Origin of the sequence: Fodinibius saliphilus (assembly GCF_005869845.1) — a bacterium.
GTDB classification, from domain to species: Bacteria; Bacteroidota; Rhodothermia; order Balneolales; family Balneolaceae; genus Fodinibius; species Fodinibius saliphilus.
Genome location: NZ_VAWF01000002.1, coordinates 249,605 through 263,839 on the forward strand (window position 1 = coordinate 249,605; position 14,235 = coordinate 263,839).

Below are 14,235 nucleotides of genomic sequence, written 5' to 3' on the forward strand. Positions count from 1 at the left end.
CCTAAAAGTCCTTTCTGTTAAACAGTCGTTTACCACTCCAAAGGGGAATGCCCATCCAAAGCCCCAGACAGGCTGCTGCTACTCCAATTCCCATAGCACTACCAAAGAATCGATTAAACACTGCTCCCGTATATCCCATCAGTGCTGATATATCAAACTCTAGTAAAACAGTAATCCGAGCCAGGTCAATGGGGTTTAGCATCGTCATCGCCAACATTGGCTCCTCGATGGGATAATCTCCCAACATGAATACGGCCAACAGCACTAAACCATCATAAATAACCGCCAAAAATAACCAGCTCACCAGTGCATATCCCAAGCCTTTAATACGGTTATTAAAAAACTTGAGCCCCATCCAGAAACCCAGACCGGTAAACAGCAGCGTTAGCACAATCCCTAAACCAACCAAAAGGGTAATTGATTGCAAATGAGCAGCAGTCATCATACCGGAATAGATCATTGGTATGCTGATACCTGCGGTAAAAACAAAGGCCAATGGCAGTGCCAAACCGCCGAATAATCCCCAAAAAAGCGTGCTGCGATCAATTGGTTGGGCCAGCAATAGTTCTGTAAATTCGCGCGATTGGTACAGGTAAAGGGCTCCATAAATAATGCCCACTAGTGGTATTAGCAATAACATGATATTGGCGATACTGATCATCGCTTTTGGACCGGTACCTGCAAAACGGATCATTGCATCGGACATAAGCAGGTAAATGAGCCCATAACCGATAATCCACTTCCCTCTAAACAGATCTTTCCATTGGTATTTTAAAATCGTTAATGCTTTCATGCTGCTACCTCCGCCATCATTTTTGCTACAGCTCCTTCGAGGCGCTGTTCTTTTTGTTTTTTTATCAGCTCTTTCATTGGGCCGTGATACCTGATTTTACCTTCTACAATAAAGATCAAGAAATCTGCCAACTCCTCAATTTCACTCATGATATGCGTTGTCAAGAGCACTGTTTTTCCTTTCTCTTTCTCACGATGCACAAAGTTTTTAAACTGTACACTGGCATGGGGATCCAAACCAGCTGTTGGCTCATCAAATATCAGTACTTCAGGGTCAAACATAGTAGCTAAGACTGCGCCAACCTTTTGCCGGTTGCCACCCGAAAGAGTACGCATTCGCTTTTCCAGCTCCGGTTGTAAACCGAAATACTCAATCAGTTCTTTTTCATTAGTTTGCGTAGCTCCACGAACCTCTTTTATAAAGTTGAATAATTCGCGAACAGTCATATTCTCAGGATATCGCGCTATTTGGGGCATATATCCAATCTTCTTTCGATAGTCCCATTGTCCCTTTATGGATTCACCGTCGATATGTATATCGCCGGCATTGGGCTTTACTAATCCCAGCAACGCTTTTATGGTTGTGGTCTTGCCCGATCCGTTGGGACCTACTATACCGGTGGCTTGCCCCGATGGAATATCTAAATCAATGTCATCGAGCACCGTAAGGGGACCAAACTTTTTCCTCAATCCTTTTATTGAAATCATGATACTTTGGTCATTTTCGGTTGAGAGTCAACAAGTGTTTCGGGGGTTAATACCGGCATAATGCGTTCTGCTGCATCCAGAATATCGATTAGCAAGCTGCGAAGCAGTAATAAAGACTGCGGCTGCTTTTCAACCAATATGGAAAATAAGCGTACCGGTCGGTGAGGGACGTCGCCTATTCCGTCCCGATCCAGATCATAACCCTCGTAGTGACTCCAGTAGTTATTGTTAAATTCGTTGTAGTTTTTCATGCTGTTTGTGGCCACTTCAAAACTATTTGCCACAAAATTGTTTTTAGTAAAAATGTTGTCTGTTGAGTTAGCCATTAGCTTTACGGCCCAACCATTTTGGCGAAACGTATTGTATTTAAACTCATTTCTGCTTGTCGCCTCGATATACAGACCTACCGAATTATTATAAAACTCATTTCCTACGATCTTACTCCTGTTAATCTCTTTAAGGAGCATACCATAGGCCGCAGACCCCCAGTTATCTTCGAATCGGTTATTAATAATCTCTACATGGGAAGTGTACATTACGGCTACTCCACCACCATTATTTCTAAAGGTGTTATCTTCGTACCGGCAGTGATCTGAATACATAAAATGGATACCGTATCGAATGTTATTTTCACTCACATTCCCTGATATGGTAGCCCCTTCCACAAATTCAAAATAGAGGCCATCACGATGACCGGCTACATAGTTGTCTTCAATTGTTACATCTTTACTGTACCAGAGGTGAATGGCATTACCCGACTGGGTTTCGCGCTTGGCTGAAGCGGTAATATGATTGTTTCTGATGACAGAATTTGTTGTTTTAGCAAGATAAATAGCAAAATAATTATCTGTCAGCGTTACATTTTCGATAAGTGTATTATCGGTTTCTTCAATCAAAATACCAGCATAATCCTCCATAAAACTAGTGCTCGCATGCTTGATCTCAATATTTTTTACCGTTACATCATCTGCTGTAATAACAAGTATAAATCCCTTTCGGTCGCCATCAATGGTAACATCACCGTCACCTAAAATTGTCAAAGGCTTGTCTACTTTAATATCGTACTCCTTATAAAGGCCTTCCTCAATAATAAGAGTATCACCTGGCTCAGCACGATCTATTCCATCATTAATGGAACTGCCCTTGGGTACTACTATCGGCTGACTTTGAACAAGCTGTACTGATAGTAATAACAGCAGGACTGTTAAGAGTCCGGTTATTTTATTATTCGCCCACATTTTCAATCCTCAATCCTTAATTACAGTTACTTTGCAATCCTTACATATTTATCTTTGTCTCAGTAACTTCTTTCCAGTTAATAAGTTTACCCGGTTGTTCCTCCACGTGGTTTTCTGCTTTTGTAGCTGTTGGAAAAGCCAACAATGACTCTCCCATAGGGCTTTTAACAACCTCGCTTTTTACAAACTGAGCATCGGGAGCCTCAATCCATTCTCCCGGATTGGCAAAATTACTTACCCATAACTTTGCATTTTTTAATTCTTCCTTATTGTTTCTGTGATAAACGGTCATGCATTCGATAGCATCGAACTTAATTGACTTTCCTTTATCAGTTACAATTTGTGATGCAAATCGCCCATCAGTAATCATCATTTTGCAATGTGCACACTCATCACTTCCATAGTGGACTTCTGCCGGTTCCTGGCTGCATGCCACTAACAGGATAAACAAAACAAACAATACGGTTGTTCTTAATGCAGTCATTGCAATCTACGTTATAATTATTAAGCGGCCTTCCGCGAATTACTAGTTTCTACTTTTTCGGTATTATTTCCACCATCTGTTTTACCTTCCTTCCACCACACCATGGATGCAATACTCATCGATAAAAGAGCTACGTAAAATCCGATATGAGGCAAAGAGGTAGCATTTATATTTAATAGTTGTTTACTGCCAATCAGTGGCGGCTGATAGGTCATTCCCGGTACTTTGATCGGGGCGTTAGGGTTTAAGTTATGCCCGTAATCATACCCCCAGATATAAAAGTCCACCAGTCCTGCAATGGCAAGCAATACAAACACTCCCAGCCACACTATAATCCATTTTCGGCTACCCCATAATGCAATCATCAAGCCTGTTACCATTAAAAAGGCAAAGATATAGGGCATTATTTTTAATTCTGGGATAGAGTCAGGGGTAATAGCCTTCATCCCTATATAGTGATTCAGTCCATTGATATTATCCAGGTCGTGGGGCTCCTTACCGGTGATATCATTTACCGTAATATTCATACCAATTCCCTCGGGATACTGGGGGGCTTCCATGCTTATCCCCCATAGAGGAAAGAAATATACTAGGATCAGTAATAATGAGGCTAATCCCATCCATAATCTGTTCTTTTTACTCATAACAACCTCGGTCTAAAGTATTTCTGCTTTTATAAAAAGAGGAAGGGAGCTTTCACCCTCCCCTCCACGAAGGATTGAGGTCGTTTTACTGACCTGTTCCGTAGGCGATTTCTACATCAGATCCTTTTGGCGATACGCGAATATATCCCTGCATCTCTTGGTGCAGTGCTGAACAGAAGTCTGTACAGTAGAATGGGAACACGCCTTCTTTATTAGGCTCCCATTTAAAGGTTAGGGTTTCGCCGGGCATAATAAGCAGTTCTGCATTATTGGCACCCTTAATTGCAAATCCGTGCGGCACATCCCAATCCTGCTCAAGGTTTGTAACGTGGAAATACACTTCATCTCCCACTTTCACACCTTCAATATTGTCAGGAGTAAAGTGGCTTCGGATAGCAGTCATGTATATGTGAACCTCGTTGCCATCGCGTTCTACTCTAGCTTCTTTCTCGCTGGAGATAGCATCGGGGTGACCATTTTCTTCAAGCTTATAGAATCGCTTTTGATTCTTAATCACTTTTTCAGCAGCAATACCCTGTGCATAGTGCGGCTCACCTTCGGTAGGGAAGTCAAGCAACAGCTTCATTTTCTCACCGGATATGTCAATCAGCTGTGCCGAGTGGAACATTTCAGGTCCAGTAGGCAAATACCGATCTTTGGTAATTTTATTAAGAGCTACCAAATATTTACCGTCAGGATTTTGGCTGTCTCCACCGGGAATCATCAAGTGACCAGGAGAATAATAGGTGTTAATACGATCGATAACTTCTGTTTTTTCCACATCCCACTTCACTACTTCAGAAGAGATAAATGCAGTAGTATAGGCATTTCCTTTTCCGTCAAACTCCGTGTGCAGAGGTCCTAAACCTGGGTTTTCAACCTCTCCATGGAGGATAGAATCGTACTTAAGCACAGGAACTCCCATTACCTCACCAGCATAATCTTCGTTCTCAATGGCTTCTTCCATCTTTGCAAAAGAGTGCACTGGAATTACCGTTGAAAGCTTACCACCGGCTACGATGTACTTTCCTGTAGGATCGACATCAACACCATGTGGAGATTTGGGAGTAGGTAAGAAATACACCAAGCCATCAAGCTTCCGTGGATCAAGAACACGTACTTCTTCAATGGTCTCGCTCTTGGCAATACCACCTTCTTCATGATCAATATAGTTTCGTACGTGCTCTCCGGGCATCATAGTACCTTTGCCCTGTTTCACATACTCAGCAGCTTTCTTCCAGTTCACCGCCGCAATAAAGTCTTTATCATTTTTCGAAGCATTGATTTCTAACAGCGTATTTGCCTCTTCACTGTTATAACTGGTAAAGAAAGACCATCCATCAGAAGGACCTTTCCCAGCATGGGACAGGTCATAATCGAACCCTGGCATTAAAATCTGGAAATCAATATTCATTTTTCCTTCATCAGAAACCTTGATAAATGAAAGCGTCCCTTTGAAGTTCTCTTTATAAGAGTCAATAGCTACATCCATATTCTGCATATCATCTTCGCTTACAGGAATACTAAAACGAGTGGCAGCAGAGATATACTCTGTATTAGGAGTTACAAAAGGAGATGCGTGGTTACCCGCAGAATTTGGTATCTCAATTATTTCTTGCGTCTTAAAGTCATCAAGACCAATTCTAGCAACACGAGGTGTATTGTTCTCGTTGATAAAGATCCAACGTCCGTCGGTTTCCCCATCGGTTTGAGACAATTCAGGGTGGTGAGCATCGCCCCAAGGCACGAAACCGTGTGATGTATTCAACATCGCCTTGGTTTCTTCACTATATCCGTATCCATTCACCGGAGCTTGTGAAAACACAGGCACTGTAAATAGGTGACGCCCGGAAGGCAATCCGTAGATTCCCAGCTGTCCGTTATATCCCCCGGAAAAGAATCCGTAAAATTCATCATGTTCACCCGGAGCAACATATACTTTCGATGCCGCATCGTCGGATGAGCCAATCTGTTGACCGTTCTGGCATCCTGCCAGCAACACTCCTGATACTACCAATAAAGGCAGCGCCCAGGTCCGTATTATTTTATGTATGGTATTCATAGTACTTATTATTTGTGGTTTATTAATTGAGATAACTCTTAGTGAAAAGACCTATTAAATCTCATTTGTGTCTTTGTTTTCATTCATGTAACGCAAGAATTCTACGATTGAGCGAGCTTCTTCACGACTTAAATTTTGATTGGGCATCGGGGTCATAAATTCTGCCAGCTTCTTTTTTGCTTCCGGGTGTTTCTTAACCATCTCAGCCGGATTCAAAATCATATTCATAACGTATTCGGGCGTACGTTCCTCAGTAATTTCTCGTAGTTGGGGACCTACATATCGCTCATCCATTTTATGACAGGCCGAACACTTGGTTTCAAACATATTTTGTCCCTTCTTGGCCAACTCTTCATCTATTTCGGCCAAGTCGAGCTCTTCTGTTACGGGACCAATACCGTTTTCTTGCTCAAAGGCCGTAAGCCCACTTTCATTATTTTGTGATGACTGATCAGATGCCTGGTCGCTATTTCCGGAACCGCCGCAGCCTACGAACAGTACACTTGCCATTATGGCCAATCCTATTATTTGTTTAATGCTATATTTCATAACTCACTGCTCCTATTTATAGATTTAAGAGTATTTTATCTGTTATTATAAATTCAAACAACTACTGTGCCAACCTTTTGCATTATCGTCAGGTTAACGAAATAGTAGCTTTCTGTAGATGACTATTGCAGCAATGCAATACTTTTTAAGTTAAAGGGATGTACCTTTGCAACATCTCTTACTAAATCCATTCAAAACCGCCGTCTTCTGTAATCCTTAAATTTTGTTCCTTTCCCTTTTCTGCCAGTTCAAGCAAGTTAGTATCTTCCAACATCTTTCGAATGCCATCGCGTGTTCCTGCCCACTTATCATGCAGAGGACAGGGCTTTTTAACACCACATCCGGGCAACCCCAATGCGCATTCCGTAAAGAGCTCTGTTCCATCAATGGCAGCAACAATTTCATACAAACTTACTTCTGATCCTTCTTTTGAAAGTCTTACGCCACCTTTGGGACCTTTGTGCGATTCCATCAGCCCTGCACCACTGAGCTCCTGTAATATCTTTGTCAAAAAATGGAAGGAGATATCCAACTGATCGCTCATTTCTCGAATGGACGTATACCCATCGTCCTTACCGGAAGCAAGAAAAAGCGAGGACCTCAATCCATAAACACACGCTTTTGATAACAACATTTTATTTAAAAAGGGTTTAAGAGTATTTTGTCTTAATTTAAAACTGTTTTTATTAACTCCCAAATATTTTTCTGTTTTTTCTCTCTTTATGATTATTGAGATCCCGAATAAATAAATGTGCATATATCATCTCTAAAATAGCATATGGGCCTATTATACCTCATCAGATAACAAAAAAAATAAACAGTTGTATTCTGCTGAAACTTTATTTAAGATATAAGTGTCTTAAATACCTTAATATTGTTCTTACACTTTAACCTCTTTATCTGACCCTCCTTATAGAGTTAGACATTGCAATTCAACAATAACCTTAACCAAAAACACTGACAGAAAATGACTACTGAAAAAAAGAACCGTTCGTGGGCGGAACCATATCGTATAAAAATGGTTGAGCCGGTAAAAATGATTACACGTGAAGAACGGGAAAAAGCCATTAAAGAAGCTGGATATAACACATTCTTATTACGATCCAACGAAGTGTATATCGATTTATTAACCGACAGTGGAACTTCTGCTATGAGTGACCGACAATGGGCCGGCATGATGATGGGCGATGAGGCGTATGCCGGAAGCAGGAATTTTTATAATTTAGAAGAAGCAATCCAGGAATATTACGGTTATAGCTATGTCGTACCTACCCATCAAGGCCGAGCAGCTGAACATATAATCTCTCAGCTCTTAATTGATAAAGGTGATTACGTACCCGGCAACATGTATTTTACTACAACAAAACTTCACCAAGAGTTAGCCGGCGGAACTTTTGTTGACGTAATTATTGATGAGGCCCATGAGCCTGAAGTTGAGCATCCCTTCAAAGCTAATGTGAATCTTGAAAAGCTTGAAGAACTGATCAATGAAAAAGGGGCAGATCGTATTCCTTATGTATCTATTGCTACCTCTGTGAATATGGCCGGTGGACAACCAATCTCGATGGCAAACCTCAAAGAATTGCGGGCACTGACGAATAAATATAATATCCCCATCATCCATGACATGACCCGTGTAGCTGAAAATGCTTACTTCATTAAACAGCGTGAAGATGGATACGAAGATACCCCTATCAAAGAAATTGTGCATCAAATATGCTCTCTGACTGATGGAGCGACAATGAGTGCAAAAAAAGACGCCTTAGTAAACATTGGTGGATTTCTGGCCCTAAATGACGAGGACCTTTACAGAGAAGCCCAAAATATAGTTGTAGTCTATGAAGGCCTGCATACCTATGGTGGAATGTCTGGCCGAGACATGGAAGCTCTGGCCATTGGTATTACTGAATCTGTAGATGAAGATCATATTCGAGCTCGAGTGGGCCAGGTACAATACCTGGGCGAAAAACTTATTGATATGGGTGTTCCTGTGGTTCGTCCGATAGGTAGCCATGGAGTTTTCTTAAATGCTAAGAAGATTTTACCCCACCTCAGCCAAGATGAGTTACCTGCACAAGCATTGGCTGCCGCTTTATACGTTGACTCTGGGGTACGAAGTATGGAACGTGGCGTTGTTTCTGCCGGACGAAATCCGGAAACAGGTGAACATAACTATCCTGAACTTGAACTTGTACGCCTAACTATCCCACGCAGAGCATATACCCAGGCACATATGGACGTTGTTGCCGAATCTGTTGAAGCGGTTTATAAAAACAGAGAAGAGGTATCTGGTCTCGCTTTTGATTATGAGCCCGAATATTTACGATTCTTCCAATCCCGTTTTAAAGAAGTGTAACCACTTCCATTTACATCAGTTGGTTCTTAAGAGGCAGCCGGGCACTGGTGCTCGGCTGTACAACTGATCCCCCCTTTCTTATAGACCTGCCTTTTTACTTTATCACCAAATATTTAAGAAAAATTATCAAATCACCGATAACCCTATTTCTTAACTGCTAAAGCACTCATATATCTGATGGTTTAGATAAACAATAATATCATTAAACATTACTTATAATTATTCTATGAGTTTACCGGTGCGATTTATCCTATTTATTGTAATAATCTCAGTAATAACCTCTTGCAGTAACAGCACTAGCTCTTCTCCAGAACCTACCTCTGGTACTTTAAAAATAATAACAAGCACCAGCGGTGAAGATTTAGATATGGAATATACTATTAGTGTAAATGGTGAATCTCTTACACTATCCACGAATGATACAACCAGCATTAACCTTCCAAAAGGGAACTACAGTGCCGAACTCTCGGGCATCGCAGCAAACTGTGAAATCAACAGTGCCAACCCGGATAATGTAATCATAACTTTGGGGGATACCACCGAAATAAGTTTTGATATTAACTGCAAAAGGATGATTCGTAATAAGATTGTCTTCTCCTCCGATAGAATGTCTAATAATTACGACCGGGACATCTTTATTATGGATGCTGATGGATCCAGTCCAAACCGGATAACGACCAATACTTACACTGATGAATTCCCCACTATTTCAAATGATGGTACCCAAATTGCCTTTTTCAGTAACAGAAATAGCGGGTACTATAATGTTTACCTGATGGATGCTGACCAATCTAACCTTCGGCAAGTAACTAATATTGAATCATCTTCATATGGTACTATTAGCTTTTCACCCGATGACTCTAAACTGGTTTTTAAAAGTAACCATGAAGGGGACATGGAAATCTATCGTATCAATATAGATGGAAGTAACTTAACAAACCTAACTAATAGCCAGGGTATCATAGATGAATCCCCGGAATGGTCGCCTGATGGCAATAGAATATTATTCGAGAGTTATATTAGTGGTGAAAAACAGCTGCATACAATGAATACTGATGGAACCGGACTAAAGCAACTCACAAACACAAGTTATACGGAAGCAGCTGAAAATCCCTCATGGTCTCCGGATGGAGAAAAAATTGCATTCTCAGGATATCGTAATGGTCAACAAGATATATATACAATAAATAAAGATGGGTCGGGCATTACTCAAATAACCAATAACACTGGTTTGGATATTAATCCTGCATGGTCTGCAGATGGTTCAGAAATAATTTTCACTACAGATCGCGATGGTCAAGCAGAGATATATAAGGTCAATGCCGATGGATCGGGCCTTCCCACCAATATGACAGCTAACCAAGCGGCTGATGTATCAGCCACTTGGAGTCCAATTGGCAGCCTATGGATTTTCTAGCAGAATTACCTGCGTAACACAAAAGCCCCAGTGCTATTACAAGCATTGGGGCTTTTTTTATTATAAAGATTATTCCAACGGTTCCAGGTGTGCGGAAAAGTGTCGCAGTACCTCCGGCCCATCTACAATTTTATATCCAGTTAGTTGATCACGCTGTTCATAGGCAGCAATTATAACCTCAGCTAGATAATCAACATGGCTTTGGGTATATACGCGCCGAGGAAATGCAAGGCGGACCAGCTCCATAGCCGCTGGTTTTTCTGAACCGTCCGGCTGCTTACCAAACATTACAGATCCTATTTCTACACCACGTACCCCGCCCAGCAGATACAAGGCATTGTTAAAAGACCAGGCCGGATATTCCAGGGAATCAATATGGGGCAGCATCTCTTTCGCATCAATATACACCGCATGCCCCCCGGTAGGCTCAACAATAGGAACTCCGGCCTCTAACAGTTTATCTCCCAAATAGGCTATAGACCGAACCCGGTAACGAAGGTAATCTTCATCCAGAGCCTCATATAACCCACTTGCAACAGCCTCCATATCGTAACCGGCCATCCCACCATAAGTGGGGAACCCTTCTGTTAAAATCTCCAGGTTTCGACACTCGGAGGCTAACTCATCATTGTTGAGAGCAAGAAAACCTCCAATATTAGCCATTCCATCTTTCTTTGCACTCATCGTACAGCCATCGGCGTAATTGAACATCTGCCGCGCAATCTCTATGGGAGATTTATCCGCAAAACCTTTCTCCCGGTTTTTAATAAACCAAGCATTTTCTGCGAATCGACAAGCATCAATAAAGAAGGGAATACCGTGATCGCGGGCAAGCTCTGACACGGCACGTATATTAGCCATACTTACCGGCTGTCCGCCCCCTGAATTATTGGTCACTGTCATCATTATAATAGGGATATTTTCAGTCCCAACTTCCTGTATAGTTCGCTCTAACTTTTTGAGATCTATATTACCTTTAAAAGGATGTTGGCTACGGGGCTGCTTACCTTCCTCAATTACCAGATCACGTGCTTCTGCACCCGCATGTTCCACATGAGCTCGGGTTGTATCGAAATGAGTATTGCTGGGAACCACATCACCTTCGGAGGCAATAGTTGTAAAGAGAACGTTCTCGGCTGCACGTCCCTGGTGAGTAGGAATGAGATGTTCGAAACCGGTAATGTCATGCACGGCCGACTCTAACCGATAAAATGAAGAAGAACCGGCATACGATTCATCACTGGAGATCATCCCTGACCACTGCCTAGCCGACATGGCCCCGGTGCCGCTATCTGTTAAAAGATCAATCAGCACATCATCTGCCTTCAGTAAAAAAGGATTATATCCCGCCTGGGCAAGCAGCTCTTTGCGTTCACTCATTTTAGTAAAACGAATAGGCTCAACAGACCGAATGCGAAAAGGTTCTATAATAGTATCGGATTGAAATTCTTTAAGCTCCATACCAGGTATTTTCTAATTAAAATTTTTGAATTTTCGGCATCCCCAAAAAAGGATACCATTTATGCAATTAACATTGATAAATAACAAAATTAAGATTAAAATAAGATAAAATACTCTTAAATACTTAATAAGTTATAACATGCTTGACCCATTCTTCAAACCCAAAGGTGTTGCTATTATCGGAGCCTCCCGAAATCCCCATAAATTAGGGTATGGGGTTGTTCGCAACCTTAAAGAGTATCACTACCAGGGAAAAATATATCCTGTTAACAGATCAGCTACTGAAATACTGGGCGAAAGCTGTTTTGCCAATGTAAACGAAATTCCCGACCCAGTCGATTTAGCTGTCGTTATTGTTCCTGCTCCAGTGGTCCCCGATACACTCAGAGACTGTGGTGAACGAGGCATTACACATGCGATAGTAGTTAGCGGTGGATTTAGCGAAACCGGAAAAGAAGGAGAACAACTGGAAAAAGAACTTAAAGCTGTTGCTGATGAAATGGGAATTCATGTCATTGGTCCCAACTGCATTGGTACCATCGATACCCATACCCCGGTAAATACGACCTTTGTGACGGGCATGCCGGAATCCGGAGAAATTGGATTCTGTTCGCAATCGGGAGCAATGGTGGCCTCTGTAATTGATTGGGCACGGGGAGCGGGTGTAGGTTTTTCACGCATTGTTAGCCTGGGCAACCAAGTAGATGTCAATGAGACGCAGATGATTGAAGCCCTTCGCGAGGACCGCCAAACAAAAGTAATTACTGCATATATTGAAGGAGTATCCAATGGAGAAAAGTTTTTAGAATCGGCAAAAAAAGCCGCATTAGAAAAACCTTTTGTTGCGTTAAAAGGAGGCCGGGGAGAAAGTGGTGCAAAAGCGGTAGCCTCACATACCGGTGCCTTGGCAGGCAGTGCCGAAGCTTATAAGTCTGCATTTAAACGTAGCGGCGTACAACAGGCCGATACCATGGAAGAAATGTTTGACTGGGCACGAGCTCTGGCATGGCAGCCTTTACCAAAGGGCAAACGAGTAGCTGTGCTTACGAATGCGGGCGGACCAGCTATCCTGGCTGTTGATGCCCTTGAAAAGGCTGGTATGAAACTCGCCGAACTCACCAAAGAAACCAAGCAATATCTACAGTCCCGCCTGCCCAATGCGGCAAGCGTCGAAAATCCTGTAGATGTTTTGGCGGGATCGGGACCCGGTACCTATGCCGTTGCCCTGGATGCTATTCTTACTGATGAAAATGTAGACTCGGTAGTTGTCATCCAGGCTCCGCAAGACTGGTTTTTACCTGCCAGTTTAGCTGAGGTAGTAGGCGAAGTAGCCAGCACCCATGACAAACCTGTCATCGCTTCTATTATGGGAAAAGCCTCGGTAGAAGAAGCGCTCAACATTTTACACAAGCGCAAGGTGCCCAATGTGTCGTTCCCAGAACGGGTTGCTTCTGTACTGGCAGCAATGGTGCAGCGCAAAGAATGGCTGGAAATGCCCAACGGCACCCCTGAACCTTTTGAAAATATCAGCACAACATCTGCCCAAACATTAGCTAACCAACAAGAATGGCAGCAATTGCTTACACAATATGGCATTGCCCTACCGCCTCAACAGCAGGTAAAATCAGTGGATGACGCTATTGCCTATGCTGATAAAATAGGCTATCCGGTAGTTCTTAAAGTAGTTTCTGATGATATTTCACATAAGACTGAGGTTAATGGCGTAAAACTGAATCTGAACAATGCCCGGGAAGTTGAAAATGCGTGGCATACCATTGAGGCTTCTGCTACAGAAGCCGGGACAAACATGGAGTATGGCCTGGTACAAAAAATGTTTACCAAAGGGCAGGAGGTAATAATTGGTATAAAACGCGATGACCAATTTGGACCGCAGGTTCTATTTGGTACAGGCGGTACCGATGTTGAACTCTTAAAAGATGTTGAATCAGCACTTGCCCCTCTAAATCAGCAACAGGCAGAGCAGCTTATTGACGCTACTCGCGCCGGCACAAAGCTAGCAGGATGGCGCAATCAACCGCCCGCTGACCGTGAAGCTGTAATTGATTATGTAATGCGGCTTTCACAACTGGCAAAAGATCTGCAACAAGTTAAAGAGCTAGAGATCAACCCACTTTATGTACTCTCCGAGGGACAGGGGGCCTATGCGGTGGATGTTCGTGGATTTTTGGCCGAGGCAACGCCTGAAGAGATAGCCTCTACCTGAAAAAAGCTGGTTGATGTATGACTGTTGCCTTTTAGCTACTAGGCGAGCAATCACCGGGAGATTACTTCGTCGTTACAAGCAACTCCTCGTAATGACACTGCTTTTAAAAAGCGTTCCTCATTGCGAACGAAGTGAAGTAATCTACCCGAAACGATTAGTTAATGTATAGGGGATTAGTTCTTTCTACGCGAACTCTTACTAGGAGATTCCTCGACTCCCCTCGGAATGAACGTAGTAAATGGACTCGAAGAATCTGCCTGCAACGGCTGACTGATGTATGAAAGTTATCCCTCAGATACC

The 14,235-nt window shown here is 42.5% G+C and carries 12 protein-coding genes; 3 read left to right on the forward strand and 9 right to left on the reverse strand.

Features of this window, described 5'->3' with window-relative positions:
- Position 1 precedes the first annotated feature (1 nt).
- The 8 genes from FCN14_RS09145 to FCN14_RS09180 form a co-directional block, all read right to left on the reverse strand.
- A complete protein-coding gene (locus FCN14_RS09145) occupies positions 2 to 793 on the reverse strand; it encodes an ABC-2 transporter permease (RefSeq protein WP_138430975.1) in 792 nt (263 codons plus the stop codon).
- Entirely contained in the window at positions 790 to 1,500 is a 711-nt protein-coding gene (locus FCN14_RS09150; RefSeq protein ID WP_138430976.1) for an ABC transporter ATP-binding protein, read from the reverse strand. Before FCN14_RS09150 ends, FCN14_RS09145 begins: the two co-directional genes overlap by 4 nt.
- A complete protein-coding gene (locus FCN14_RS09155) occupies positions 1,497 to 2,738 on the reverse strand; it encodes a nitrous oxide reductase family maturation protein NosD (RefSeq protein WP_138430977.1) in 1,242 nt (413 codons plus the stop codon). The genes FCN14_RS09150 and FCN14_RS09155 overlap by 4 nt, the downstream gene beginning before the upstream one ends.
- Positions 2,739 to 2,778: 40 nt before the next feature.
- A complete protein-coding gene (locus tag FCN14_RS09160; protein WP_138430978.1) occupies positions 2,779 to 3,222 on the reverse strand; it encodes a nitrous oxide reductase accessory protein NosL in 444 nt (147 codons plus the stop codon).
- Positions 3,223 to 3,242: 20 nt separating this feature from the next.
- Positions 3,243 to 3,866, reverse strand: a complete 624-nt coding sequence (locus FCN14_RS09165; protein ID WP_138430979.1) for a hypothetical protein — start codon at positions 3,864 to 3,866, stop codon at positions 3,243 to 3,245.
- Positions 3,867 to 3,951: 85 nt separating this feature from the next.
- On the reverse strand, positions 3,952 to 5,928 hold the full coding sequence (gene nosZ, locus FCN14_RS09170) for a Sec-dependent nitrous-oxide reductase (RefSeq protein ID WP_138430980.1): 1,977 nt from the start codon (positions 5,926 to 5,928) through the stop codon (positions 3,952 to 3,954).
- A gap of 54 nt (positions 5,929 to 5,982) precedes the next feature.
- On the reverse strand, positions 5,983 to 6,477 hold the full coding sequence (locus FCN14_RS09175) for a c-type cytochrome (protein WP_138430981.1): 495 nt from the start codon (positions 6,475 to 6,477) through the stop codon (positions 5,983 to 5,985).
- A gap of 181 nt (positions 6,478 to 6,658) precedes the next feature.
- On the reverse strand, positions 6,659 to 7,111 hold the full coding sequence (locus FCN14_RS09180; RefSeq protein WP_171032872.1) for an RrF2 family transcriptional regulator: 453 nt from the start codon (positions 7,109 to 7,111) through the stop codon (positions 6,659 to 6,661).
- Positions 7,112 to 7,444: 333 nt separating this feature from the next.
- On the opposite strand from FCN14_RS09180, the gene FCN14_RS09185 reads away from it, so the two are divergent.
- Positions 7,445 to 8,833 (forward strand): tyrosine phenol-lyase, encoded by a 1,389-nt coding sequence (locus FCN14_RS09185; RefSeq protein WP_138430982.1) that lies wholly within the window; start codon positions 7,445 to 7,447, stop codon positions 8,831 to 8,833.
- Positions 8,834 to 9,059: 226 nt separating this feature from the next.
- Positions 9,060 to 10,250 (forward strand): TolB family protein, encoded by a 1,191-nt coding sequence (locus FCN14_RS09190; protein WP_138430983.1) that lies wholly within the window; start codon positions 9,060 to 9,062, stop codon positions 10,248 to 10,250.
- 69 nt (positions 10,251 to 10,319) lie between these two features.
- Here FCN14_RS09190 and FCN14_RS09195 read toward each other — a convergent pair whose 3' ends face one another.
- Complete coding sequence (locus FCN14_RS09195; protein ID WP_138430984.1) at positions 10,320 to 11,711, reverse strand: tryptophanase; 1,392 nt, start codon at positions 11,709 to 11,711, stop codon at positions 10,320 to 10,322.
- Positions 11,712 to 11,850: 139 nt separating this feature from the next.
- On the opposite strand from FCN14_RS09195, the gene FCN14_RS09200 reads away from it, so the two are divergent.
- Positions 11,851 to 13,935: an acetate--CoA ligase family protein gene (locus FCN14_RS09200; RefSeq protein ID WP_138430985.1), complete on the forward strand. Its 2,085-nt coding sequence runs from the start codon at positions 11,851 to 11,853 to the stop codon at positions 13,933 to 13,935.
- Positions 13,936 to 14,235 lie beyond the last annotated feature (300 nt).